The sequence below is a fragment of the Alphaproteobacteria bacterium HT1-32 genome, assembly GCA_009649675.1.
GTDB lineage: Bacteria > Pseudomonadota > Alphaproteobacteria > Rhodospirillales > HT1-32 > HT1-32.
Window position 1 is genome coordinate 201,877 of sequence record WJPL01000002.1, and the last position, 26,701, is coordinate 228,577.

Below are 26,701 nucleotides of genomic sequence, written 5' to 3' on the forward strand. Positions count from 1 at the left end.
TCCGGATTTAATCTGGAGAAATATCATGACTGAACCTGTCGTCCTTGCCAGCGTCGATGCACGCGGCGTTGCCACAGCCACACTCAACCGGCCGGAAGTTCACAATGCCTACAATGGAGAGGTCGTTGGCCTGCTGGCTGAACATCTCATGGCCTGGGCAGTTGACGACGCTGTCCGGCTTGTCGTCATCCGTGCGAACGGCAAACATTTTCAGGCTGGTGCCGATCTTGGCTGGCTGAAGGAAGTTTCCGGTGCGGACTGGCCGACCAATCTGAAGGTTTCCGTCGATACGACGAATGCGATGCGTGGCCTGTATCTATATCCGAAACCGACCGTCGCTGTCATTCAGGGGGCCTGTTACGGCGGTGGTACGGGAATCGCCGCATCCTGCGACGTGGTCGTTGCCTCTGACGATGCGAAGTTCTGTATCTCGGAAGTGAAGTGGGGCGTTATGCCCGGTCCGATCATCCCCCAGCTCAATCGCGCCATTGGTGAACGAAACGTCCGCCGTTATGCCCTGTCGTCAGAGCCTTTTGACGCTACGGAGGCGCTTCGTATCGGTATGGCGCATGAGGTTGCACCCCGTGCTGATCTTGATGCCGCGGCAGAGAAGGTCATCAGTGCCATTCTGGCTTGCGGCCCGGATGGGGTTGCCGAGACCAAAGCGGTCAGCATTGAAATGGCTGGCGGCTTTCCCGAAGATCTCGCCGCCCGTCTGGCAGAACAACATGCGCGCAAGCGTATCTCGGATGAAGCCTCGGAAGGTCTCAACAGCTTCCTCGAAAAACGCAAAGCCAGCTGGATTCCCTGAGAATCCGATCAGCACCAGCCCGCTGCTTCAATCAGGCAGCGGGCGTCTTCGCGATCATGAGAAATCCCGGGCTGCCTGGAATTGGCAACCCGGGATTCTGACTTCTGTTCAGATTACGCAGCAGCAGTGAAGCGGGGCTACGTTAATGAATTCTGTAAGTCGGAATTCCATTTTTCAGAGAATATGGTAGGCCTGTTTTAATTTTACTTACAGGCGTGGCCGGAGAGTAATTTGAACCAAAATGCACAAAGAGAAGAGTTTTCAAAACTGTGCGAAGATCGCCTGCAGGCATTCAGTGATCCCGGTCCACTTGGCAATCTTGGGGCGCCGTATTTCCGCGCTGTAGAAACGCGCTATGGCTGGATGCTGTATCCGCGTATGGATGTCTATATCGGGCGCTCTCTTGAGCTCTACGGGGAATATTCCGGACGAGAGGTCGATGCGATTTGCCGGCTATTGAAACCCGGCGATACGGTTGTCGATGCCGGGGCGAATATTGGTGTTCACAGTCTGGCCTTTGCCCGGCGTGTCGGGGAAAGCGGTGACGTTATCGCATTCGAACCGCAACAGGCGGTGTATCGGCTGCTTTGTGCAAATATGGCCATGAATGGCATTCGACAGGTGCGGACTTTTCAGACGGCCCTTTCAGATCGCAAGGAAATTGTCCGGATGCCTGATCTCGATCTCGGGCAGCCTGGTAATTTTGGCGGCGTGGGCGAGGGAAAACCGCGACCTGATGGCATTCCGGTTCCCGCGGTACCACTCGACAATATCGATATTCAGACCTGCCGCCTGATCAAGGCGGATGTCGAAGGTATGGAAAGCCGCCTGCTGAAAGGTTCGGAGCAACTGATTGACCGGCTACGACCCTGCCTTTACCTGGAATATGATCATTTCGGGGATAATACGGCTTTGGCCGCTTTTCTTCGTGATGTGGGATATCGGGCCTGGCGGCAGTGTTTGCCCCTCTACAATGCCGAGAACTTCAGGGGCGTTGCTGACAACATCTTCGGCACGGTGACCAGTTTCAACCTGCTCTGTGCCCATCGTGATGACCGGCGGGTGAAGTTTGTCGGGGATGAAGTTGAGCTGTCAGCCAATCTTCCGTTGATTGCCGACAGTTAGTTTTGACGGTGGACCCGGTAACTATGTACCATTGATACGAGAAGCTGTGGCTGACTGGCAGGCTGGAACGCTTCTGCCATCAACAAGAGAGAGCAGGAGCGGGCGAATGAAACAGCCCTGTCGCCCGATGGTTGCCGGCTTGCCTTCATGACGATGCCCCGGTTTTCAGGATCTCATTTCACAGGTCCGCAGATTACCTGGCGGATCCTCGACCTGTGCCCGGGGCAGACAGATATTCAGAATTGACAGCACTCTCAAACCGGAGGGTGAACGCCACAGATCCCGGGCAGCCGACCTGACGGTCTTCCCGGGATGACGAAAGGATGATGTCTGGAAGTGCTCTCTTTCCGTCGTCCCGGAACCGGCGTGAGCCGGGCTATCCGGGACCTTTGCCCGGCTGTGATGTCTGAGCTTCGCTGCGATCCTTCGAGACGCAGCTGCGCTGCTCCTCAGGATGAGGTAATCACAAAGCCCCCCTCATCCTGAGGAGGCGCCACGCGCCGTCTCGAAGGACCATGAGAAACCGCAGACTATCCTACCTGACGCAGGCAATAGGTTTTTGACAGTTTATCTGACAACTCTGTACCATCGATACGGGAAACACGAGGGAGAGCGCGCTGATGCGCATGGCACGGCTGTCTGACCAGTTGTTTGTTGCAGCTGTTCTGTCGCTGTTTGTTGCTGCCTGCGATGAACAGCCTGCTGAGAAAGCGTCGCCGTCTGAGGTGGTTGATCCGCTGCGGGCATCGATTCTGGCCAATCCTGAATCATTGGACGAGGAGACCTATTTTGCCTGGGGCGTGACCCTGGAGCAGGTCCAGCGCTGCCTTGATGTGCTGCCGACCGGCGATCCGGGCAATCCGTTTTGCGTCAGCGTTATCGAGGGTGATGGCTGGCGCATGTATGATGCCGGGCCGGGCCTGCATAACAACGATGCCGAGGCTGTGTGGATCAATAACAGGCAGCTTGTGTTCCGGGCCCGGCACTATCAGCGGGCGAAATATCGTAGCTATCGGGAAGCCGAGGGACCGGCATGGCTTTGGCTGTGGGACATCGACAAGGGCAGTGAGGGCATCACCAAGTTCCGCGAACAGCCGCTGGGCCCCGGAGCCGGAGGTCTTTGTTACAGCGGCCGGCATCTTCGGGCGGTTCTTGAGAGGGATTCGGAGCGTACTGTGGTACTGACCGGTCCGCCTGATGACCTCCGGGTGGAGATCGAGCCGAGGAAAAAAGACAGGCAGTTTCCACCGGCGCAAATGCTGAACCAGTTTGAATGCAGATGGCAGCCGACACCGCGGATTACGGATCCCTATCAGCCGGTGGTTCCACTGAGAGAAGGCGATGGTTTCCTTGAAGGGTCACCTTTCAATTTGTCTCTGGAAGAAAAGCAAAACCGACAGGCAAAGCTTATCAATATGGCACAGGGGGTAGCTGCAGCCATGCCATTCTCTGAGGGTTACACGTCCTTTCAGTGTCTGCGCTACGCGCCTTTCAAACAGGCCTATTTCACATGGTCCTGTTCAATGAATAACAACGGCAAGGATTTCCGCGGATATGCGGAACAGGATTGTGTCGACGGCTACTGGTTCCGGGGGGACGGGTGGCATGAAACTGTCTGTATGACCACGGAAGTTTACGGTCACGGAAGCCAGTCATATTACGTGCCGACGGCAACAGGATTCGTGATCTTCGCGATTGGCGGCAGGCATGGCGTATATCTGGCGAGAGAGGGCAAGGTTGAACGTATCCTGATCGGCCATTCCTATTTCAGTAATCGCTACCCGGCGAATGAAACAGCCCTGTCGCCCGATGGCTGCCGGCTTGCCTTCATGACCGAACCCCGTTTTTCCGGTTCCGACTTCACAGGTCCGCAGGTTACCTGGCGGGTCCTCGACCTGTGTCCGGGGCAGACAGATATTCAGAACTAGGGATTAAATTGTGAGCAATAACACAAGCGACGACCAGACAGCTGCTAACCCGGCGGGGGCAGGATCAGTGCAGCTGACGCGCATCGGCAAGGTACCGGGGTGGCGGTGAAGTCAATCGATACGCCGTGGCATGATGATCTCAAGGGCGAGGTCTGGCACCAGTCTCCTGACCGGAGGTGATCCCGGGGCGTCCGGTTGGCCGTTGCCCGGGATTTTGACCCCTGCTCAGATTACGCAGCAGCGGTGAAATTCGGGATCAGGACGCTGCCTTCCATCAGGCGGCGTGCGGTCCGGAACACGCTGGCGCGTTCTGCATGCCAGCCGTCGGCCTTTCGCAGGACCTCGGCATCGACCGACAATATGCCGGAGGGGGTTCCCAGCCGGATGGCGTCACCGGATCTTTTGAAATTGTGGGCGGCGGTTGAGCCTTCAAGGCGGCAGGCAACTCCGGCGCACAGACCGCCGGTCAGCGGCAGAACACGATGACACTGCCCCATTGAAATCATGCGGACCAGCAGGTCACAGTCACCGGCAGGAACTTCCAGCCCGGAGATGGTCTTGAACGGTGCCGGTGCGGCAACGATAGCGACTTTCGGATTGCCCTGCGGTGTGCTTTCCGGATTCTTTGCCAGCCCCATCGCAACGGCGGCGGCACGCCGGATCGCTTCCAGTGCGGCCATGGCTTCCTTGTTTGCTTCCAGCACGTCCGGCAGTTCGGTTGCGGTCAGACCAAGGGCGGAGGCTTCGATGAAAAGGCAGCCATTGGCGGCATCCACCATACTGACATCAATCCGGCCAATACCGGGTACATCAAGCTGATCGACCGTGTTTCCGGTCGGCAGCAGCTTGCCGCTGGTCGCGCCACCGGGATTAAGGAAGTCGAGGCGGATCGGTGCCGCAGTACCGCTGACGCCGGGGATTGTCTGCTCGCCCTCGATAACGGCCATGCCGTCCTTCACGCGAAAGCGGGAATGGATGATCTTGGATGTGTTCGTGTTGTGAATGCGCACCAGTGCCTCATCGCCCTCGACCTTCACAAGCCCCTCATCGACGGCAAAGGGGCCGACGGCAGAAGACAGGTTGCCGCAGTTTGCCGAGTAATCGACCACGGCCTCTCCGACCGCGATCTGGGCAAAGGTGTAATCCAGATCGGCCCCCTCAACGGTCGGCGGGCCGATGACCACAGCCTTGGAAAGGGAGGAAACGCCGCCGCCCATGCCATTCAGCTGACGACCGTAAATATCCGGGCTGCCGATAGCGGCGAGGAAGATACGGTCCCGCAGGCCGGGGTCAGTCGGCAGGTCGCGGTCATGAAAGAAGACCCCCTTGCTGGATCCGCCACGCATGAAGACTGCGGGATATTTCTGCTGTGCCATCGGACGTATTTCCTGTTCTGTTTTTCTTGTGGTTCTCCATCCTTCGAGACGGCGCTGACGCGCCCCCTCAGGATGAGGATAATAGTCTGATTCACCTCATCCCGAGGAGCGGCAACGCCGCGTCTCGAAGGACCGGGAATGTATTTCGTATCTCAACAGTTGCCCCGGTCCTGACGCCAGAACCCCAGCTTTTCCTGTACGGGCCGGTCGGAGAAGCTGAAGGCTACGACATCTTCCGTGGCCTTGAAACGATAGCTGTGCCAGCTCGGGACAACGAAGACATCGCGTGGACCAAAAGTGAAGCTGTTGTCGTCACCGATATGAATTTCACCGCTACCTTCAACGACAGAAAAAACCGTGGCGTCAGATGACCTGTAGGCGGCGGTTTCGAAGCCTTTCGGTAAAAGCTGCATGAAGGTTCCGATGGTCGGCATGGCATAGTCGCCATTGACCGGATTGACATATTTCAGCTTCAGCCCGTGGCAGGGATCCCATTGTTCCGTCCGGCGCATGGCCTCCAGCGACTCACGTGTCCGGGCGTAGGGGTAATTGAAGACCGGTGATGTGCGGGATTTCGTCTCGAAATCTACCGGCATCAGGCCGGAGCCATAGCGGGCCAGTGCATCACCCTCGGGTCGTGCCAGCGGCTGGCTTTCCTCCGGATAGCGTTCGGCGAAGGAAGCGTCGAAGAACTGAAGTATCGGGATATCGAGGCCGTCCAGCCAGACCATCGGCTTGTCGCTGTCATTGCCGTGGTCATGCCAGGTCCAGGACGGGGTGATGACGAAATCCCCTTCACTCATGATCGTCTTTTCACCATCGACGGCGGTGAAGGCACCTTGCCCCTCAACGATGAAACGAAGTGCAGACTGCGTATGGCGGTGTGACGGGGCAACTTCTCTCGGCAGGATCAGTTGCCAGCCGGCATAGAGCGATGTGGTGATGCGTGATTCGCCGGGCAGGGCCGGGTTTTCGAGGATCAGCACCCGTCGTTCGGCCTCTTTCGCGGTGATCAGGTCTCCGGATTCCATGATCCAGGAGCGGAGATCGTCATAATGCCAGATGGCCGGTGTGATATGGCCAACCGGTTGCGGAGTGACAAGGCCATGCAGGACTTCCCAGAGCGGAGCTAGATTGCGGCTCGAAATCTTGTCGTAAAAAGCTTTTCGTTCGGTGTTCCCGGTGGCGGCAACAGCCATGATTGCTTCTCCTCTCTGACAGCGGCGGCATATTCCCGCGATTTCATGCCATAGACAAGAACCGCATGGGAGGCTGTCAGATCGTCCCCTGTTGCCGAAGCTGTTCGGTTTCCTCTGCGTCCAGGTCGAGCCAGTCGGTCAGGACGCTGTCTGTATGCTGGCCGGTCGTGGATGCCGGAGCCGGATAACTTGTGTCCGCATTGGAGAAACGGAGCGGGAAGGCGGGTGCCGTCACCCGGGCGTCGCGGGTGCCATTGGTGTGGGTGAGCGGTTCCAGCATCCGGCGTTCGGTCTGATGTTCCCATTGCCGGAGGTCACGGACATGCCGGATCGGGCTGGAGGGGATATCAGCGGCATCGCATCGGGCAACGATATCGGCGACGGTCAGGCCCGCCGTCCAGCCGGCAACGACCTGATCGACCGTATCGTTGTTGAGAATGCGCCATCCGGTATCCATGAAATCCGGATCTGATTTCAAATCCTGTCTGCCCATCAGGTCGAGCAGCGCGATCCAGTCTTTCGGCGTTGCGGCGCCCAGCGCAACCTGACCATCAGCAGCGGCGTAGGTGTTGAATGGTGAGAACCGCATGATCCGGTTGCCCTGCTGGTAGGGCAGGCCAAGTGCTTCGTAACAATCCCACGGCTCGTCGGAGATCAGGGCGACAAGGCAATCTGCCATTGAGACATCAATGAACTGCCCCTCTCCCGTGCGCTGGCGTTGCAGCAGAGCGGCCAGTATACCGCTGACGGCGAAGGTACCGGCAATGCCGTCAGAGAGTGGAGACCCTGCCTTCTGCGGGTGGCTGCCGGGTTCGCCGGTGATGCTCATCAGGCCGGATGCCGCCTGTACCATAAGGTCATAGGCTTTGCGGTGGCGTTCCGGACCGGTCGCGCCATAGCCGGTGATTGAACAATAGACCAGGCCGGGGTTGATCTGCTTCAGGCTGGCATAGTCGATCCCCATCTTTTCGGTGACACCGACCCGGAAATTTTCGACAAGCACATCGGCCTTTGCGACCAGTTTCAGCAGCAGCGCACGACCCTCGTTGGTCCGGAGGTCAATGCCGAGGGATTTCTTGCCGCGCCCGCGTTTCAGATAGGCAATGCCGATATCCTCAGCGGACTGACGCGACATTGACGGGCCGTCAGTTCCCAGAAAAGGAGGGGCGCCGGCTGTCGGGTCGCCACGGCGGGGATCGTCGATCCGGACGACCTCTGCACCCATGGCGCTGAGGAACAGGGTGGCCTGCGGTCCGGACAGAAACCGGGTCAGGTCGAGGACGCGGACTCCCTCAAGAAGGCGCGCCTTGTTATCACCCGGTTCAGTTAAACCGCCATGATCTGAGTTTTGTTTTTTATCCATTCCTGCACTGTTGAGGAGAGGCTTGTTTAATGTCAATATTCGATTGATAGAGATATTTCATGCAATTTTGTTATAGATGGATGGCCTTCCTTGAGCGATCTGATCCCCGATGTCAGCGTTAAGCATCTGAACGCCATCGTCTCGCTGGCCCGTTATGGCAGCTTTGTTGCGGCGGCCAGCTATCTCGGTATTTCACAGCCCGGTCTCAGCCGTATCATCCGGCAGGCAGAGGACATTCTGGGTGCCGACCTGTTTGACCGGGGTAACAGGAAAGTCTCGCTGACTGCGGCGGGGCGTGAGTTCCTTCCTTTTGCTGAAAGCCTGCTGGGTGAACTTGCCCATCAGGTCGAGAAATTGCGTTCAGGGCATAGTCTGGCACCTGCGCAGATTGTCATCGCCTCGCTGATGTCGATTTCCCATCTGGTATTGCCAGCTGCACTGGTGCGGTTTCGTGAATTGTATCCGGGTGTTTTTGTTCAGATCCGTGAGGGGTTCGGGACGGCTATTGCCGAGGATGTCCGCACCGGTATTGTCGATTTCGGTATTGGAGATCCGGGGGGGCTGGCGAAGGGTGTGCTTCCGGAATCGGTGCTGGAGGAAACCTTTTTTGCGGTTTTGCCCCGGCAGCACCCACTGGCCCAGCGCGATCTGCTGACCCTGACCGACCTGCAGGGCTACCCGCTTATCTCGATGCCTTCCGATTCCGGGTTGCGGCGCATTGTCGATGCGGCCGCCAGCCGCAGTGGTGTTGATCTCAGCCACAGTATCGTGACCAATCAGTATGCTTCGATCTTTGGATTCGTTGCCAATGGGCTGGGGGTGACCATTGTCCCGGCAACGTCGCTGCCGCCGATCGGAGATGAAAACCTGGTTGTCCGCTCTCTGTCGCCGTCGATCAGCCGTCGGGTGGCGGTCCTGCGTCGCGATGACCGCCCGCTGAGCGCTGAATCCGAAGCCTTTCTGAGAATCCTGCGCCCCCTGCTGATGAAAGCTGCTGCGGGATCCCGGGATTTTCAATAAATGCGAAATTCGCATAGGAAAACTGTATCAATTATTTATTGATATGGCAGGGCTGTCGGCACAGGTTTCCCACCGGATAACAACAGCACGCATCTATCAGCACAGGAACCCCATGCCATGACCAATCCCGTTGAAGTGAAAATGTACTCTGACTTCAAGAGCCCTTATGCCTTTCTGGCATTCGATCCGGCTTTTGATCTTGAAGACAAATACAACATCCGGATCAAGTGGCTGCCCTTTCAGCTGCGCCTGAAGGGTAAGGGACAGCGGAGCATCTATTCCGAATGGAAGGTCAAATACTCCTACATGGACGCGCGCCGGAACGCCAATCTGCGGGGCGGCCTGATGCTGCGCGGCCCGTTGAAGATTTTTGATACGACCCCGGCACTGATCGGTGGTTTGTTTGCAGACCGTCACGGGATGGTGCGTGAATATGGCCGCAAGGTCTTTGAAGAGTTTTTCAAACGCGAACTGGCGGCTGACGAAGCTGATGCGATTGCTGATCTGATCGCCGGTCTTGGCCTGTCTGCTGATGAATATCGCGAGTTCCTCGCGGGCGAAGGTGTCATCGAGTATGAACAGATTCAGGAAAAGTCGGTTGAAGACCAGATCTTCGGCGTGCCGCTGTTTGTCTTCAATGGTGAGCAGTTCTGGGGTTATGACCGGATGTGGTTCCTGGAAATGCGGCTTGAAGAAGCCGGTTTGCTGAAGCCGGGCGCGAAATCGGAAACAGCCTGATCCAACGGAACCGGAGACTCTGATGATCGACCTCTATTTCTGGCCGACCCCCAATGCCTATAAAGCCAGTATCATGCTGGAGGAAGTGGGGCTGCCCTATACCGTCAAGCCGGTTCATATCGGTAAGGGTGTGCAGTTCACGCCGGAATATGAGGCGATCAATCCGAACGGGAAAGTGCCGTCAATCGTCGATCACGATGGTCCGGGGGGCGAGCCTTTTTCGGTCTTCGAATCCGGGGCCATCCTGCTCTATCTGAGTGAGAAAGCCGGCGGTGCCTTCATGCCGTCGGATGCCCGGGGCCGCAGTGTTGTCCTGCAATGGCTGATGTTCCAGATGGGGGGCGTCGGTCCGATGCTGGGGCAGGCACATCATTTCCGCAAATATGCACCGGAACAGATCGACTATGCGGTTGAACGTTACACCCGCGAGGCGACAAGGCTTTACAAGGTGATCGACAAACGACTGGGTGATGCCCCGTTCCTTGCCGGTGATTACTCGATTGCGGATATGGCGGTCTATCCCTGGCTGCGGCCTTACAAATGGCAGGGACAGTCGCTGGATGATTATCCGAACCTGTTGCGCTGGTATCAGGCGGTGCGTGAGCGTCCGGCGGTACAGCGCGGGCTTCAGGTCATGAAGGAAAAGGTTACGCCCGACCGTAAGAAGCCGATGGGCGGGTCATGGGATGTGCTGTTTGGCGGCGCAAAGACCGCCGACGGATCATCCCCGGACAAGAACTGACATTTTCAGGAACGAACAAGAATGACACCGATGCTCAAGGGATACCGGGTACTTGATATTACCCAGTTTGTGGCAGGACCAACCTGCACGCGGATCATGGCCGAACTTGGCGCCGAGGTTATCAAGGTCGAAATGGCTCCGCTCGGCGATCATGGCCGCCAGTCCGGACTGAAGGCCCGGGGCGCAGATGACCGCGATTGTTCCCAGAGCACATATTTTTTCCAGCATAACCATTCGAAGAAAAGTCTGGCCCTTGACCTGAAGCATCCGCGCGGTCAGGAAATCCTGAAGGAACTGGTGCCGAAGGTTGATGTCATCGTCGAGAATTTTGCACCGGGTGTGATCGGGCGTATGGGGCTGGGTTACGAGGAACTCCGCAAACTCAATGACCGGCTGATCATGTGTTCGATTTCGATGGCCGGGCAGAGCGGTCCGCTCGCCAGTCAGCCGGGCTTTGATTACATGGGGGCAGCCTATGCCGGGATGACTTCCGGGATCGGCGAGCCTGACCGCGGGCCGGTACAGATGCCCGTTGCCATTGGCGACAGTGCCACCGGTGTTGCGGCTGCAATGGCTGTGGGTTTTGCACTGCTGCATCGCGAGCGCACGGGTGAGGGGCAGTATATCGACTGCTCCCTGCTTGATACCTATGTCCATATGCAGGAAGACCTGATCCCGCGTGTGGGGCTGCGTGGCGCGAAGGCGATTCCTCCGCGTTCCGGATCGCAGCATCCGAATGGTGGTCCGACAGGTGTTTTCCGCGCAGGTGACGGGCGGTTTCTGTCAATCATGGTCATGCCTTATCAGTGGAAGCGGATGGTCGAGGCGATGGGAAGGCCTGAACTGGCTGCTGATCCCCGCTTCGATACGCCACAGAACCGGCGCGACAATCGCGAGGCGCTGAAACTGATCATCGAAGACTGGATGGCGGGTATTGAGGGTGGCCGGGATGGTGTGCTGGCTGTGCTTGCTGCCGCACGGGTTCCCTCGGCCCCGGTCCTGGCGCTGGATGAGGTGATCGAGCATCCGCATATGCGCCAGCGGGGCACAATCCGGGAAGTCACCGATCCGCATCTCGGAACGTTTCCGATTCCGGGTATGCCGGCCCGCTTCTCCTCAGAACAGGAAGATAGGGCGCTGACAGCCCCGTTGCTGGGCCAGCATAATGCAGAAGTTCTCAGCGAATTGCTGAACCTGAGCGACGATGAAATTGCTGAGCTCCACAAAGACAAGGTGCTGGTGAACGATCGCCGGGTTCGCTGAGGGAAAGGCCGGGCGCAATCAGCAAAGAGTTTTTGCCCATCGGAACATGGAAACGTATGTAACGACGCCTGATCTGAAATTTCGAAAGGGATGTCGTGTCCGATCCGATTTTTGAGTCCAAGAAGCCACTCGACCTGAACGATGTCCGCAAGGTCATGACCAAAGGTCAGGCGGGCTTTTCGCGGGAGGTGACACCCCTGACAAAACCCGTTGATATCCGCGTGAAAACCGGGTTGAGGCTTTCGGGCTGGGAAGACACGCATGTCGAGATTGACGGTCAGCAGAAGCCGGTCAGGTCAACTCACTTCAAGTTGGCAACGCAGCGTGCTGATGAAGGCATTGAGTGGTTCTTTCCACATTACATGGTTCCCGAAGGCACTGACTGGGCCGATCATCCGGCCCTTCCGTTCGGGGTTTATTCCAATGATCTGGGAATCGTTCATACGGTCGACGTGGAAGACCGTGAACTGACGGTTGATGAATTCCACGCCGATGATGAATTGTCAGAAAGATACTCGACGCTCTTTGGCCTGATTCCCCAGTACCAGTCGGCCACACAGAATATCGGCACGCAGATCAAACTTGGTCGCATTGGCATGAACCAGCAGAAAGAATCGATCTGTGCAGAGGTGGCTGGCCGGGCTGACTGTGAGGGCGCGCCCTGTCTGTTTGGCAAGGTGAAGCTCCGGATGCGACCGCCGGTTGATGGCGGCGGCGCAGAACTGCTGACCGCTGGATATCTGCTGTTTGATATCGAGGGCGGGTTTATCCGTGAATTTCTGTTCCTGACGAATATCTCATTCTCCGACGGCAGGGATAAGCATTCCATGTCACTTGCCCGGTCGGGACGTTTGAAACCGGCAGGATAAAACTGACGGGGGATAGCTGCCGCCTTCTGGTTTTTCTTTGCGAAAGTCCGGACAAAATAATTCCCGTCATCGCTTGACGGCGGTATTGTCCAGGCATAGCTTGTCCGGACAACCGGATAACTTAATCAAACAAACAGACTGACGGTGGTATGGGAGAGAATGTCGAAGTGACGGGGCTGCCCCTTGCAGGGCTGCGCCTGTTCGAAATCGGATCCAGTGTGGCCGCACCTTACGGTGCCTGGCTGATGGCGGCGCTTGGCGCTGATGTGATCAAGGTGGAGCGGCCCGGTAAGGGCGATGATGCACGGCAATGGGGCGAGATGTTCCCGGATGGCCGGGGGTCTATTTTCGAATCACTGAACCGCGACAAGCGCGGCATCGTGGTGGATATGAAAGACCCGGCGGAGTGCAAGCGCCTGCGCGAAATGATTCAGGATACAGGCGATATTGTGCTGCAGAACCTGCGGCCCGGCCTGATCGAACGCTATGGTCTGGATGCGGCAACGCTGCGCCGGGACAAGCCTGAACTGATCTACTGCAATATCTGGGCCTTCGGGCCGACCGGGCCGATGAGCAAGAAGCCCGGTTATGACCCGCTGATGCAGGCTTATAGCGGCATCATGAGCGTGACCGGCGAAATGGGCCGGGCGCCGGTGCGTGTCGGCACCTCGATCATCGATATGGGTACGGGTATGTGGTGCGCCATTGGTATTCTGGCGGCCCTGCAGAAACGTGCGCAGACCGGTGAAGGCTGTGTCGTGGACAGCTCATTGTATGAAACGGCAATGGGCTGGATGACCTATCATCTGACCGGGTTGCAGGCGTCGGGTGAAAATCCGATCCGTCGTGGGTCTGGTGCGCCGGGAATGGTGCCTTATCAGGTGTTCCTCTGTTCGGACGGTTATCTGATGATTGCGGCGCCGAACGACAAACTGTTCGGTTTGCTCTGTCAGGAACTTGGTCATCCGGAATGGGCAACTGACGCCCGTTTCGCTACCAATCAGGATCGCTACAAACATCTGGACGAGCTTTGCGCGCTGATTGAAAGCGTAACCTCGACCCGTTCCCGCGATTACTGGCGTGGCCGCTTTGATGCTGTTGGCCTGCCAAGTGCGCCGGAACAAAGCACCGAAGAAATGATGAAGGATGCCCAGACGGAAGCTCTGGGGATCCTGCAGCAACTGCCGGACAGCCCCTTCAAGCTGATGGGTATGCCGTTGAGTTTTGACGGCGACCGCCCGCCGCTGCGTCGTATGGCGCCAGCGCTTGGTGAACATAACAACGAAATTTTCGGAACGGAGAAGTGATGCGCAACGATTTTGAAACCCTGAGCTGGGAACGGGTCGACGACCATATCCTGTTGCTGACACTGGACCGGCCGCAGTCTGCCAACGCGATGAACACGCAGATGGGGTATGACCTGCGCGATCTGTTCATGGGGCTGTATATCAATCAGGAAGACCTGCGCTGCATCGTGCTGACAGGTCGCGGTGACAAGGTGTTCTGTGCCGGTGGCGATCTCAAGGAACGCAACGGCATGACCGATGAGACCTGGCAACAGCAGCATGCGCTGTTCGAACAGGCGGTTAAGGCTTTCCGTGATTGCCCGGTGCCGGTCATCGCGGCTGTTAACGGCCCTGCCTATGCCGGTGGTTGTGAGTTCGTTCTGCTGGCAGACTTTGCCTATGCCTCGACCAAAGCCCGTTTCGCGCTGACTGAGGTCACGCTGGGCATTATGCCGGGTGCCATGGGGACGCAGAATATGCCGCATGCTGTTGGTGAGCGCCGGGCCAAGGAAATCATTCTGACCGGCACTCCCTTCGGTGCAGAAGATGCGCTGCAGTGGGGGCTGGTCAACAAGCTCTGCTCACCTGAGACACTGCTGGAAGAGACGCTGGAGACAGCCCGCAAGATTGCGGCAAACGCGCCGGTCTCAACCCGGCAGGCGAAGAAGTCGATTGCGGTTGCGACCCAAGTCGATCGTAACACCGGCTACATGTACGAGATTGAAGCCTACAACCGGATGGTGACAACCGAAGACCGGCTTGAAGGCATCAAGTCCTTCAATGAGAAACGCAAGCCCGTCTACAAGGGCAAATAGGAGCAACCGATGACGAAACAGATTGATATTCGTGTTCAGGAAGTTGGCACGCGTGACGGGCTGCAGAGCATTCCGACGATCTTTCCGACGGCTGCCAAGCTTGACTGGATCAGGGCTGAAGCCGCTGCCGGTGTTCCTGAAATCGAGGTTGCATCCTTTGTGAACCCGAAACTGTTGCCGCAGATGGCGGATGCCGCTGACGTGGTTGCCGGATCGCTGGGTGTCGATGATCTGACCGTGACGGTTCTGGTGCCCAACATGCGCGGTGCCGAAAGTGCCTTTACCTCCGGCGTCCATAAAATGAACTTTGTCATGTCCGTGTCTGAAGAACACAACATGGCGAATGTCCGCCGTACCGTAGAGCAGTCACTTGATGAGTTCAGCCGGATCATCGAATTCCGGAAGGATAATCCGCAGTACAAGGACGTGAAGGTCGCTTCCGGGATGGCGACATCCTTTGGCTGCACGATCTCCGGCAATGTTGATCCGAAATCGGTGATGCGGGTTGCCGAGGAACTGGTAAAGCGGGGCGCCGACGAACTGGCTGTGGCTGACACTGTCGGTTATGGCAATCCGGCGCAGGTTCGCTCACTGCTCGACGAGCTGTTCCGCACGGTCGGCAAGGACTTCCCCGTTACCTGTCATTTTCATGATACGCGCGGCCTTGGGCTTGCCAATGTGGTTGCCGCGCTTGACGCCGGGGTCACCCGTTTTGACGCCTCACTGGGTGGCCTCGGCGGTTGCCCCTATGCGCCGGGTGCCAGTGGCAATGTGGTGATGGATGACCTCGTCTTCATGCTGGAAGCCATGGGCCTGCGTACAGGTGTTGACCTCGACCGCCTCCTGGAAGCGCGGGAGATCATGGAATCCCACCTCAAGGACGAGCCGACACATGGCGCTTACAATCTTGCGGGTGCACCGAAAGGTTTCACCCCGGCAACACTAATCGCGGCGGAGTAATTTGATGAGTGACAATCCGACAATGGATCTTGGTCTCGACTATCCCGAAATTCGGGAGTCCGTGGCAAAAATCTGTGAGAAATATCCCGGCGAATACTGGCGCAAGCTGGAAGATGATGCGGGTTATCCGACTGACTTCGTCAGGGAACTGACGGAAACCGGCTTCCTTGGGGCGCTTATCCCGGAAGAATATGGCGGTGCCGGCCTGCCGATGCGGGCGGCCTGTGTCATTCTGGAAACAATCCATCAGGCCGGTTGTAACGCCGGTGCCTGCCACGCCCAGATGTACATCATGGGGGCGTTGTTGCGCCATGGCAGCCCAGAGCAGAAAGCACAGTATCTGCCGAAGATTGCCTCCGGCGAGTTGCGTCTTCAGGCTTTTGGCGTGACCGAACCGACCAGCGGTACCGATACAACCAACCTGAAGACCAAAGCCGTCAAAGACGGCGACGAATATGTGGTCAATGGTCAGAAGGTCTGGACCAGCCGGGCGCTGCATTCCGATCTGATGTTGCTGCTGGCCCGCACTACGCCGCTGGACCAGGTGAAGAAGAAAACCCTTGGTCTGTCGATCTTCCTGGTCGATCTGCGGGAAGTGAAGGGCAATGGCTGTGAGATCCGGCCCATTGACGCCATGATCAATCACAATGCGACGGAAGTCTTCTTCGATAATATGCGCATTCCGGCCTCCAGCCTGATCGGCGAAGAAGGCAAGGGGTTCTATTACATCCTCGACGGCATGAATGCGGAACGTATTCTGATCGCCGGCGAGAGCGTCGGAGATGCACGGTTCTTCATTAAAAAGGCCAGTGAATATTCCAAGGAACGTGCGATTTTTGGCCGCCCGATTGGTCAGAATCAGGGGGTTCAGTTCCCGATTGCGCGGGCCTATGCGGAGACGGAAGCCGCAGCCCTGATGAACCAGAAGGCAGCGGCGTTGTTTGAAGCCGGAATGGACTGTGGTGCAGAAGCCAACATGGCGAAGATGCTGGCCTCGGAAGCGGCCTGGCATGCCGGTGAAGCCTGTATGCAGACCTTCGGCGGCTTCTCCTTCGCCCGTGAATACGACATTGAGCGGAAATGGCGTGAAACCCGGCTTATGCAGATCGCGCCGATCTCGACCAACCTGATTCTGTCTTACATCGGTCAGCATGTGCTTGGCATGCCCCGGTCCTTCTGAGGAAACATCTACATATGACAAACAAACCCATTCTCCGCCGCTCCATGCTGTTCGTTCCGGGCCTGCGCGATGACCGCTATGACAAGGCTGCCGCAACTGGTGCGGACATGATCTGTGTCGACCTTGAAGACTCGGTCGCCCCTGCAATGAAGGCGGAAGCACGGGCCAAGGCGCTGCCATATTTCACCCGTCAGCCGGCAACGCCGGTGCGCCGGATGATGCGGATCAACAGCCCGCGGTCAGAAGACGGACTGCGCGACATGCATGCCCTTCTGGATGCGGAAGCCCTGCCGGACGGTATCGTATTGCCGAAGATTGAAAGTGCTGATGAAGCACAGTGGGTGGCTGGTCTGCTTGGCCCGAAGAAGCCGGATCTGGATATCATTGCCGTGGTTGAATCCGTCAAGGGTATCAACCGCCTCGATGAAATCGCCCATTCCACCCCGTTCGTGAAAGCGGTGTCACTGGGGTCTGCTGATCTGGTTGCTGAAACCAACTCGGATATGGGCTGGGACGCGTTGCTCTATGCCCGTTCGAAGGTGGTCTATGCCGCAGCCGGTGCCGGTATTGATGCGCTGGATGGTGTCTGGCTCGACATTCCGGATATCGATGGTGCGCGGGAAGAAGCCCGAAAGCTGAAAACCATGGGATTTGCCGGTCGGGCCGCCATTCACCCGGCACAGGTCGCCCCGATTCACGACGCCTATACGCCGACAAAAGCCGAAGTTGAACGCGCGCAGAAAATTGTTGATGCGTTCGAAACCAACACCAGCGGCATTCTGCAGGTCGACGGCATCATGGTGGATTACCCGGTTGTCGTCGCCGCCCGCCGTCTGCTGGCGATGGTGGGGTGAAGAACCGGGAGCCGGGTACAGAAAAAATCTAACAGGAGGTAACAGGACATGACGGGCATAACCAAAGAACTCGCAGCATTTGTCGCCAATCTGAATTATGACGATCTGCCGGCGGAAGTCGCTGCACGGGCCAAGCTGCTGATCCTTGATACGATCGGCATCAGTGTACGGGCCCGCCATGACGCTGAATCCACTGAAGCCATGATGCAGGCCATTGAAGCGCTGGAACTGAATCAGGGCAGCTGTGGCGTGCTGGGCGATGCGGAAGGCTATACGGCTGCCGGGGCGGCCTTCGCCAATGGCTCGCTGGCTCACAGTCTCGATTTCGATGACACCCATGCGCCGGCATCGCTTCACGCCTCAGCGCCGGTTCTGCCGGCTGTGCTGGCGGCGGCGCAGAAATGCAATGCATCCGGCAAGGATATCATCGCCGCCACAGTCGCTGGTTACGAGGTCATCTGCCGGTTGTCGATGGCGCTGAATCCGTCCGAGCATTATGCCCGCGGGTTCCACCCGACAGCGACATGCGGTGCGATGGGGGCCGCCGCGGCTGCCGCGCGTGTTATGGGGCTCGATGCAGCGGCAACGGCCAGCGCCTTCGGGATCGCCCTGAACTCGGCTTCCGGGACCATGCAGTATCTTGAAAACGGCGCATGGACCAAGCGTTCGCAGATTGGCAATGCGGCAATGGCAGGTCTGGTGGCTGCAACAATGGCTGCCAAGGGTTATGTCGGTGCTGCTGATGCCATCGAGGGCAAGCGTGGCTTCCTGCATAATTTTGCACCCAACCCCGACCAGTCGAAAGTGGTCGCAGGTCTGGGTAAGAAATGGGAAACACTGGCGATTGCTGTGAAACCTTACCCGGCCTGCCGGGCGACCCATGCCGGAGCAGATGCGGCGATTTCTCTGCGCCATAAACACAATATCGATCCGGCACGCATCAAGGCTGTCCGGGTTGGTCTGTTCCAGACCGGCATCAATCTGGTTGGTGCTCCGCTGGAGCAGAAGCAGAATCCGGTAAGCGTGGTTGATGGTCAGTTCTCGATGCCCTTTGTTGCTGCCGTTGTGCTGCGTGAAGGGGCGATGACCTGGGATGATTACGCAACCCATCTGCAGGATGAGGAAACGCTCGCCCTGACCCGCAAGGTCGAGGTGTTCAATGACCCGAAAACAGAAGAATTCTATCCCGACTGTCTGCCGGCATCGGTCAGCATTGAGCTGGAAGACGGCACGATTGTTGAGGAATTTGTCCAGTATCCGAAGGGTGAGCCGGAAAACTTTGTCACCGACGCAGAGCTTCGTTCGAAGTTCGCGGGTCTGGTTCGGCCCTATCTCGGCAATGATGGTGAGACAGCCTTGTTCAACGCTGTGATGTCTCTGGAAAGCGGCAGTGCACAGGCCTTGATCGATGCGGCCCGCCCGTCAGCACAACACTGAAATCAGGAGAATACAGAATGGTCTATGGAGTGAAAGAAGTCGGCCCGAATCGTTACCGGGAAGACCTCGGCCGTTATTTCGAACAGTTCGAGATTGGTGATATTTACGAACATCGTCCGGGCCGTACGATCACGGAAACGGACAATATCTGGTTCACCATGCTGACCGGGAACACGCATCCCGCCCATTTCGACTATGCTTATGCGGCAAAGACCGAGTTTGGTAAGCCACTGGTCAACTCCGCCCTGACTCTGGCAATTGTCACCGGGATGAGCGTGTCAGATACCAGCCAGAAGGCGATTGCCAATCTGGGTTGGGACGAAATCAAGCTGCTGGCTCCGGTGTTCCATAACGATACGATTTATTCCGAGAGTGAGGTTCTGGCCAAACGTGAGTCGAAGTCACGTCCGGGGCAGGGAATTGTCACCATGGAAACCCGCGGCAAGAAATCTGACGGCACCTTGTTCATGAGCTACAAGCGGTCCTTCCTGGTCTGGAGAGAAGGTCATGGCGATATCGATGGAATGGAGGGCTGATCATGTCGCAGGATGACGAACAGGAACGGATGATTCTCGACAGCATTGACCGTTTTCTCGAACGCGATGTTGCTCCTTATGTTCACGAACTCGAAGCCAATGATATCTGGCCCGAGGAAATCGTCGGCAAGATGGCTGAACTGGGCCTGTTTGGTGCCGTGATCTCCGAGGAATATGGCGGGCTGGGCTTGTCCTGCTCCACCTATGCCAAGATCGTTGAGCGTATCTCGACTGTCTGGATGTCGCTGACCGGCATTTTCAACTCTCACCTCATCATGGCGATGGCGGTGCAGCGGTCGGGCACGGAAGAACAGAAGCAGAAATGGCTGCCGAAATTTGCCAGTGGCGAAATGCGTGGCGGTATTGCCCTGACTGAGCCGAACACCGGCACCGATTTGCAGGCCATTCGTACCAAGGCACACAAGGATGGTGACGACTGGATCGTCAATGGCACCAAAACCTGGATCTCGAATGGTATCAAATGCCACGTCATGGCGGTGATGGTGAAAACCGATCCCGATATTCAGCCCCGTCACAAGGGCATCAGCTTCATGCTGGTGGAAAAAGGCCCCGGATTTAACGTTGCCCGCAAGCTGGAAAAGCTGGGTTACAAGGGTATCGATTCCACTGAGTTGCAGTTCGATAATTGCCGGGTTCCTGCCGAAAATATCATTGGCGGTGTGCCGGGCAGGGGATTCGTTCATGTGATGCAGGGGCTGGAACTGGGCCGGATCAATGTGGCGTCCCGTGGTGTCGGTGTCGCACAGGCAGCCGTCAACGAGGCCGTTAAATACTCACAGCAGCGTGAAACTTTCGGCAAACCGATCTGTCAGCATCAGGCGATCCAGCTGCATCTGGCGGACATGATTACCCGCACCCAGGCGGCCCGTCTGCTGGTTGAAAGTGCTGCATCCTCTTACGACAAGGGCGAGCGCTGTGATATGGAAGCCGGTATGGCAAAGCTGTTCGCGACAGAAGCGGCAGTGGAAAACGCCATGACATCAATGCGGGTGCATGGCGGCTACGGCTATTCCAAGGAATTTACCGTCGAGCGTCTGTATCGTGACGCCCCCCTGCTGACCATCGGTGAAGGGACGAATGAATTGCAGCGCATCATTATCGCGCGGCAACTTATTGAAAGGAACCCGATCTGATGCGTCCGCTCGAAGGTGTACGTGTCCTGTCAGTGGAACAATATGGTGCCGGCCCGTTCGGCACCCAGTTCCTGTCTGACATGGGCGCTGAAGTCATCAAGGTGGAAAACCCCGGCGACGGTGGCGATATGTCACGCGGTGTCGGGCCCTATTTCATCAAGGGTGCAGAGGACTCAACGTCAGCTAGCCTTTTCTTCCAGTCTTTCAACAGGAATAAACGGTCACTGACCATCAACCTGCGGACAGAAGAAGGCCGCGAGGTCTTCCACAAGCTGGTCGCAAAAGTTGACGGTGTTTGCTCCAACATGCGGGGGGATGTGCCGGACAAGCTCGGGATTACCTATCAGCATCTGAAACAGTTCAACCCGAAACTTGTCTGTGCTCATCTCAGTGCCTATGGCCGGACGGGATCACGCGCGGCCTGGCCGGGTTATGACTATCTGATGCAGGCAGAGGCGGGTTATTTTTCGCTCACCGGTGAGCCGGGAACGGCCCCGGCCCGCTTCGGACAGTCGGTGGTGGACATGATGACCGGACTTGGCCTGTCCTATGCCTTCCTGTGTGGTCTGACGCAGGCACGGGCGACGGGTGAAGGCCGGGATATCGATGTCAGCCTCTATGACTTCGCCCTGTTCAAGCTGAACTATCTTGCCCACTGGTATATGAGTGATGGTCATGTTCAGGGGCGTGAAGAACGCTCTGCCCATCCGTCGCTGACCCCTTGCGCCCTCTACAAGACGCAGGACAGCTGGATCTATCTGATGTGCAACAAGGAGAAGTTCTGGCCAATTCTCTGTGAAAAGATCGGACGCCCGGAACTGGGGACGGATCCACGATTCGTGAAGTTCAATAACCGGCTTGAGAACCGAGGCCTTGTTCAGGAAATCCTGGACGAATCCCTGCAGGCGAAAACCACGGCTGAATGGCTGGAAGTCTTTGCCGGCAACGTACCGTCGGCGCCGCTGATGAACGTGAAGGAAGCTGTTGATAATCCGTTCGCTCATGAGCGCGGGATGATCGAGCATCTGACTCATCAGTCGGGCAAGGAATTCTCGATGTTGTCGACCCCCATCACCCTGACCGGTGATGAAAAGGTGCCGAGCACACCGGGGCCGGAACTGGGTGATTCAACTGATGACCTGCTGGCTGAAATCGGTCTGAATGCCGCTGAAATTGCTGCCCTGAGAGAAAAAGGGGCCGTCTGATGCAGTCCCCGGTCGTCAACTTCGCTCCGGCGAGACCTCGATATGCCCTGCTGGCCGAACGGCTGATGCAGGATATCGCGCAGGAGGTCTATCCCGTCGGAGCGACGTTGCCGACCGAGGCGGCTCTCTGCAATCAGTACAATGTCAGCCGGCATACCGTTCGTGAGGCGCTCCGTCGTTTGCAGGAACTGGGCCTGATTGCCAGCCGTCAGGGCGTAGGCACCCGGGTAATTGCGACGGAACCGACACGTCAATATTCCCAGAGCATCGGTTCAATTGATGAACTGCTGCAATATGCCGTCGATACACGTCTGTCGGATGTTGAAATAGCAGAAGTCGATGTCACGGAAGCAGAGGCTGCCGAGATCGGCTGCAAGCCGGGGCAGCGGTTTCTCAAAATCTCCGGCTTGCGCGAAACGGTGGCCGATCCGGATGCGGCGCCGATCGCCTGGACAGAAATTTACGTAAACGGCGCGTTTTCCGGCATTCGTGATGACGTTGCCGGGCATTCCGGCGCAATTTCCCATCTGATCTATCAGCGATATGGACATCAGGCGGAAGATATCCGGCAGATCATAAGTTCCTGTGCGCTGAGGAAAGCCGAATCAGATCAGCTGGATGCACCCCGCGGCAGTCCGGCGATGCGCATTCGTCGCTGGTACACGGCCGGCGACGGGGAATTACTGGAATATTCAGTGTCACTGCATCCTGCAGGGCGCTTCAGTTTCATATCGCGTGTTCGACGTGAGTCAGGGTCCTGATGTTATGAATGGTTTGCTTTCCCTCCGGACGATTGGTCTGACCAGCGGTGCGCTTGCGGTTCAGGCGACGATCACGATGGCATCCCTGACGCTGGCCATGCTGGCGGCAGACCCCCGCTCCGGTTTCGATATCAGCCGCAGCCTTGTCGGGCTTTATACCTCGTCGGTCTATCTGGGGGCGGCAATCGGTGCCATGCTGGCAGGTGGTTTTGTCGCTCGCTACGGCCCGATCCGGGTCAGCCAGTTTTCGTTGTTTTCGGCAACTGTCGGTGTGGCGGCACTGGCGTTCGGCAATATCTGGATTGCTTTGCCTGTCGCGTTTTTTATCGGTCTCGGTTATGGACCGGCCAACCCCTCCGCTTCTGAACTGCTGGCCCGGCATACGCCAAAGGCATACCGGCCCCTGATCTTCTCACTCAAGCAAACCGGTGTTCCGATTGGTGCCGGTGCAGCCGGACTATGTGTGCCCCTGCTGCTGGGTTACATGAGCGGTGCAGAGACGGCACTGGTGATTGCGGGGTTCAGCGGTGTGCTTGTGCTGTTGTTCCAGCCGTGGCGTGAACAGTTCGATACCGGACGCAATCCGTCAGCCCCCATCGGCTATCAGGAAGTTCGTGAATCGATGGCAATGGTGATGTCCTATCCGAATCTTCGTCTGCTTGCCGCAGCGTCCTTCGGGTTTGCGATCATTCAGCTTTCCGTCGGGGCCTTCATGGTTCTCTATCTGACGGAAGCAATTGGCCTGACGGTTATTCAGGCGGGTGGGGTCTACGCTGTGATTCAGGCCTGTGGCGTCATTGGCCGAATTGCCTGGGGCGCCATTCTGGTTCGCATCGGCGATGAAAAAGGTATGGCAATGCTGGCCTTCCTCGCATTGCTGATGGCTATCGGGTCGGGTTGTGCGGCGATTATGAATGGCGGCTGGCCGATGCCGGTGATTATCGCTGTCTGTGCGCTGCTGGGCTTCAGCGCCGTTGGCTGGAACGGCATCTTCATGGCAGAGGTCGCCAATCAGGCTCCGGCTGACAAGACTGCGGCAGCAACCGGGATCTCCATCGGCTGCACTTTCTCCGGTGTTGTCGTGGGCCCGGTTATCTTCGGTATCCTTGCCGACCTGACCGGCAGTTACGCTGTCGGGTTCTCGGCACTGGCCATCCTGACCGGAATTGCGGCGGTCGTGCTCTACAGCGCCTATCGCCGCACGGTTGGTCTGGTGACAGAGTAGGCTTGTTTCTGTGGCCTGATGGCTGCCAGTCTCTAGCTTCGGTATCGCCGGAGACGATCTGCGAGTCCCGAATCAGCCAGCCTTCATGACCACTTCTGTCCGGACCGAATTGGCGATGAAGCAATCTTCATGTGCCCGGTGATGAATCTCGGCCTCAAGTGAAGCGGCCGGGCTGTCTCCCAGATAGCTGATTTGCGGGTCCAGAATGACTTTTGACATCCAGAACTTTCCGTTCTCGTTCTTCTGCATGTGACCTGTTGCAGTGTCGTCATAGGCATCCACGACAAAGCCTTCATCCGTCATGTAATGCAGGAAAAACAGCATATGGCAGCTTGAGAGGGACGCGACGAAAGCTTCCTCCGGGTCGACATTGGCGGCATCGGAATAAGGAAGCGGTACGATATGCGGTGAGGGGGAAGCGGGTACGACCAGCCCGCCGTCGAAAATCCATTCATGTGCCCGGCTGTAGCGCCGGTCAGTCATCTTCTCATCGCTGCTGCGACGCCACAAAACCCGCGCTGAATAACTTCCCATCAGATTTGCACTCCGCTGGTTGGATTGGCAGCGGCGTATCAGATAAGGTCATCCGACGGAAGGTAAAGTTTGCCGGTTTGATGGCGGAATGCGCTTTGCCGTTGGTTTCACGTTCAACCCGGACTAGATTGCGCGCCGTCATGACCATGAAACAACTCGTCCAGACGATGAAAACCGGCGAACTCCGACTGGAGGATGCACCGGTTCCGACCCCTGAAGACCGCTTCGCCCTGGTACGCACGACGGCTTCGGTCGTCAGTGCCGGAACAGAACGCATGCTGGTCGAGATGGGAGAGAAATCCCTTCTGGGTAAGGCGATGGCCCGCCCTGACCTTGTCCGCAAGGTTATCGACAAGGCACGGCGCGAAGGCATTCGCAAAACCATGCAGACCGTTGAGGCACGACTGAGCGGTCCGAGCCCGCTCGGGTACAGTGCAGCCGGTGTCGTCGAACAGGCGGGATCACTGGTGCCGGGCCTGAGACCGGGTGACCGGGTTGCCTGCGCCGGGGCGGGGTTTGCCAATCATGCCGAGTTCAATGTTGTGCCGGGTAATCTGCTGGCACGCATCCCGGATAAGGTCAGCGATGAGGAAGCGGCTTTCTCGACGCTTGGCTCGATTGCCTTGCAGGGCCAGCGTCTGGCCGACCCGAAGCTGGGTGAAGTGTTTCTGGTGATCGGTCTGGGGCTGCTCGGGCAGCTTGCAGCACAGTTATTGCAGGCCAATGGCTGCCGCGTCATCGGTTTCGATCCTGCCGACATCATGGTCAGACGGGCCGAGGAGATCGGGGTCAGGGCAAGTACGGATGCAGAAGCGGTCAGGTCGCTTTGTCTGGATGAAACATCCGGGCATGGCGTTGATGGTGTCCTTATCTGTGCGGCGACCGCCTCGAACGATCCAGTCACGCTGGCTGGTGAGGTCACGCGGGAGAATGGCCGGGTGGTGGCGGTTGGTGCCGTTGGCACGGGGCTGCCGCGAGACCCTTACTTCCGGAAAGAAATCGCCTTTCATATTTCCCGTTCCTATGGCCCCGGTCGTTATGATGCGGACTATGAGATTGGCGGGATGGATTATCCCTATGGCTATGTCCGCTTTACGGAACAGCGCAACATGGCTGCCTTCCTCGACCTGATTGCAGCGGGACGGATTGATGTTAAGCGTCTGATTACCCATCGCTTTGCGTTCGATGATGCTCTGGAAGCCTACAGCCTGATCAAGGGGGAACGGAAAGAGCCCTATCTTGGTATCCTGCTCACCTATTCAGGGGAAACCCGTGTCGCGCCGGTGTCGGCTGCTTCTCCGGCTGCCGTGTCATCTGACAAGGTCGGACTTTCTGTGATCGGTGCCGGTGCTTATGCAACCGGTGTGCTGTTACCAGCGTTTCAGAAACAGGGTGGGTTTGATTTCCGGGCGGTGGCAACCGGTGCCGGGCGCGCAGCCCCGACCGTGGCCCAGAAGTTCGGTTTCGCAGAAGGTGCCGTTGCTGCCGACAGGGTTATGGGTGGTGCCAGCGATGTGATTGCCATCCTGACCCGTCACGACAGCCATGCGGCACTGGCCGCGGAAGCACTGTCGGCCGGCAAGCATGTCTATATCGAGAAGCCGCTGGCGATGGATATGGACGGGCTGAAGACGGTTCACAAGGCGTACAGGGCAGCCGGTGACCGTCAGGTGATGGTGGGCTTTAACCGCCGCTTTTCGCCGCTGGTACAGGAAGTCCGGTCTTTTCTGCAGCCGGTCGCCGGGCCACGGACGATTGTGATCCGCATCAATGCCGGAGCAATTCCGCGCGACCACTGGACGCAGGACCCTGAGCGCGGCGGCGGACGGATTATTGGTGAAGCCTGTCATTTTGTCGATCTGGCGCAGGCGCTGGCGGACAGTGAGGTCATGGCGATCTCTGCGGTCAGTCATGGCGGCACAGCCATCCCGGCCCAGCTTGCTGATGATGTCTCCCTGTCCCTGACCATGGCGAACGGATCAATCGCGACAATCATCTATACCGCATCCGGGCCGAACGCCGTCGATAAGGAATTTATCGAAGTGTTTGCCGGTGGACGTGCCGCCGTAATCCGGGATTTCCGTGAAGGCTCCCTGTTCGGAACCACGGGGCGGGCAAAGAAGATTGGTGGCAGCGGTCAGGACAAGGGGCAGGCTGCCATGATTGCGGCATTTGCTGCTGGCCTGAAAAGCGGTGCGCCTGCGCTGACGGCAGAGAGCGCAATGCTGACCACGCTTGCGACCTTCTCTGCGATAGCCGCCATCGGTTCGGGCAAAACCCAGCCCGTATCCTTGTCGGACCTCGATGACGGAACCTGAGA

General features: G+C 57.7%; 24 protein-coding genes. 20 read left to right on the plus strand and 4 right to left on the minus strand.

All coding sequences use genetic code 11. From position 1 onward, the window contains the following. Positions 1-25 precede the first annotated feature (25 nt). The 3 genes from GH722_12390 (at position 26) to GH722_12400 (ending at position 3,864) form a co-directional block, all read left to right on the plus strand. A complete protein-coding gene (locus GH722_12390) occupies positions 26-811 on the plus strand; it encodes an enoyl-CoA hydratase (protein MRG72560.1) in 786 nt (261 codons plus the stop codon). A gap of 231 nt (positions 812-1,042) precedes the next feature. Next, positions 1,043-1,936, plus strand: coding sequence for an FkbM family methyltransferase (locus tag GH722_12395; GenBank protein MRG72561.1), 894 nt, complete (start codon positions 1,043-1,045; stop codon positions 1,934-1,936). 620 nt (positions 1,937-2,556) lie between these two features. Next, positions 2,557-3,864, plus strand: a complete 1,308-nt coding sequence (locus tag GH722_12400; GenBank protein ID MRG72562.1) for a hypothetical protein — start codon at positions 2,557-2,559, stop codon at positions 3,862-3,864. 230 nt (positions 3,865-4,094) lie between these two features. Here the strand turns inward: GH722_12400 and GH722_12405 are convergent, their stop codons facing one another. From GH722_12405 to GH722_12415, 3 genes are all read right to left on the minus strand, one after another. Then, the gene (locus GH722_12405; GenBank protein MRG72563.1) at positions 4,095-5,240 is read right to left on the minus strand and encodes a PrpF family protein; all 1,146 of its coding nucleotides are present in this window, start codon (positions 5,238-5,240) and stop codon (positions 4,095-4,097) included. A 152-nt stretch (positions 5,241-5,392) separates the two neighbouring features. Continuing rightward, positions 5,393-6,439, minus strand: coding sequence for a gentisate 1,2-dioxygenase (gtdA, locus tag GH722_12410; protein ID MRG72564.1), 1,047 nt, complete (start codon positions 6,437-6,439; stop codon positions 5,393-5,395). A gap of 76 nt (positions 6,440-6,515) precedes the next feature. Further along, on the minus strand, positions 6,516-7,802 hold the full coding sequence (locus GH722_12415) for a hypothetical protein (GenBank protein ID MRG72565.1): 1,287 nt from the start codon (positions 7,800-7,802) through the stop codon (positions 6,516-6,518). Between the two features lie 90 nt (positions 7,803-7,892). On the opposite strand from GH722_12415, the gene GH722_12420 reads away from it, so the two are divergent. The 16 genes from GH722_12420 to GH722_12495 all read left to right on the plus strand — a co-directional run bounded on the left by GH722_12420 (position 7,893) and on the right by GH722_12495 (position 23,847). Beyond that, the gene (locus tag GH722_12420; GenBank protein ID MRG72566.1) at positions 7,893-8,822 is read left to right on the plus strand and encodes a LysR family transcriptional regulator; all 930 of its coding nucleotides are present in this window, start codon (positions 7,893-7,895) and stop codon (positions 8,820-8,822) included. Positions 8,823-8,939: 117 nt separating this feature from the next. Continuing rightward, positions 8,940-9,560, plus strand: a complete 621-nt coding sequence (locus GH722_12425) for a disulfide bond formation protein DsbA (protein ID MRG72567.1) — start codon at positions 8,940-8,942, stop codon at positions 9,558-9,560. 22 nt (positions 9,561-9,582) lie between these two features. Further along, entirely contained in the window at positions 9,583-10,302 is a 720-nt protein-coding gene (locus GH722_12430; GenBank protein ID MRG72568.1) for a glutathione S-transferase family protein, read from the plus strand. 21 nt (positions 10,303-10,323) lie between these two features. Continuing rightward, positions 10,324-11,565 carry a CoA transferase gene (locus GH722_12435; GenBank protein MRG72569.1) on the plus strand — a complete coding sequence of 414 codons (1,242 nt, stop codon included), beginning with the start codon at positions 10,324-10,326 and terminating at the stop codon, positions 11,563-11,565. A 95-nt stretch (positions 11,566-11,660) separates the two neighbouring features. After that, positions 11,661-12,434: a hypothetical protein gene (locus GH722_12440; protein ID MRG72570.1), complete on the plus strand. Its 774-nt coding sequence runs from the start codon at positions 11,661-11,663 to the stop codon at positions 12,432-12,434. Between the two features lie 149 nt (positions 12,435-12,583). Then, positions 12,584-13,741: a CoA transferase gene (locus GH722_12445; protein MRG72571.1), complete on the plus strand. Its 1,158-nt coding sequence runs from the start codon at positions 12,584-12,586 to the stop codon at positions 13,739-13,741. Beyond that, a complete protein-coding gene (locus GH722_12450; protein ID MRG72572.1) occupies positions 13,741-14,535 on the plus strand; it encodes an enoyl-CoA hydratase in 795 nt (264 codons plus the stop codon). The genes GH722_12445 and GH722_12450 overlap by 1 nt, the downstream gene beginning before the upstream one ends. Before the next feature lie 9 nt (positions 14,536-14,544). After that, positions 14,545-15,495, plus strand: coding sequence for a hydroxymethylglutaryl-CoA lyase (locus GH722_12455; protein MRG72573.1), 951 nt, complete (start codon positions 14,545-14,547; stop codon positions 15,493-15,495). A 4-nt stretch (positions 15,496-15,499) separates the two neighbouring features. Beyond that, positions 15,500-16,675, plus strand: coding sequence for an acyl-CoA dehydrogenase (locus GH722_12460; GenBank protein MRG72574.1), 1,176 nt, complete (start codon positions 15,500-15,502; stop codon positions 16,673-16,675). Positions 16,676-16,689: 14 nt separating this feature from the next. Next, positions 16,690-17,529 (plus strand): CoA ester lyase, encoded by an 840-nt coding sequence (locus GH722_12465; GenBank protein ID MRG72575.1) that lies wholly within the window; start codon positions 16,690-16,692, stop codon positions 17,527-17,529. A gap of 48 nt (positions 17,530-17,577) precedes the next feature. After that, positions 17,578-18,966, plus strand: coding sequence for an MmgE/PrpD family protein (locus tag GH722_12470; GenBank protein MRG72576.1), 1,389 nt, complete (start codon positions 17,578-17,580; stop codon positions 18,964-18,966). A 17-nt stretch (positions 18,967-18,983) separates the two neighbouring features. Continuing rightward, on the plus strand, positions 18,984-19,502 hold the full coding sequence (locus GH722_12475) for a MaoC family dehydratase (GenBank protein ID MRG72577.1): 519 nt from the start codon (positions 18,984-18,986) through the stop codon (positions 19,500-19,502). 2 nt (positions 19,503-19,504) lie between these two features. Then, positions 19,505-20,656, plus strand: a complete 1,152-nt coding sequence (locus GH722_12480; GenBank protein ID MRG72578.1) for an acyl-CoA dehydrogenase — start codon at positions 19,505-19,507, stop codon at positions 20,654-20,656. Continuing rightward, a complete protein-coding gene (locus GH722_12485; protein ID MRG72579.1) occupies positions 20,653-21,861 on the plus strand; it encodes a CoA transferase in 1,209 nt (402 codons plus the stop codon). The genes GH722_12480 and GH722_12485 overlap by 4 nt, the downstream gene beginning before the upstream one ends. Next, positions 21,861-22,622, plus strand: coding sequence for a GntR family transcriptional regulator (locus GH722_12490; GenBank protein ID MRG72580.1), 762 nt, complete (start codon positions 21,861-21,863; stop codon positions 22,620-22,622). Before GH722_12485 ends, GH722_12490 begins: the two co-directional genes overlap by 1 nt. Beyond that, complete coding sequence (locus tag GH722_12495; protein ID MRG72581.1) at positions 22,480-23,847, plus strand: MFS transporter; 1,368 nt, start codon at positions 22,480-22,482, stop codon at positions 23,845-23,847. The genes GH722_12490 and GH722_12495 overlap by 143 nt, the downstream gene beginning before the upstream one ends. Positions 23,848-23,919: 72 nt before the next feature. On the opposite strand, the gene GH722_12500 is transcribed toward GH722_12495, so the two are convergent. Further along, positions 23,920-24,381, minus strand: a complete 462-nt coding sequence (locus GH722_12500; protein ID MRG72582.1) for an OsmC family peroxiredoxin — start codon at positions 24,379-24,381, stop codon at positions 23,920-23,922. Positions 24,382-24,527: 146 nt separating this feature from the next. Here GH722_12500 and GH722_12505 point away from each other — a divergent pair, with 146 nt between their 5' ends. Then, positions 24,528-26,699 carry a zinc-binding dehydrogenase gene (locus GH722_12505; protein ID MRG72583.1) on the plus strand — a complete coding sequence of 724 codons (2,172 nt, stop codon included), beginning with the start codon at positions 24,528-24,530 and terminating at the stop codon, positions 26,697-26,699. The last annotated feature ends 2 nt before the right edge of the window (positions 26,700-26,701 follow it).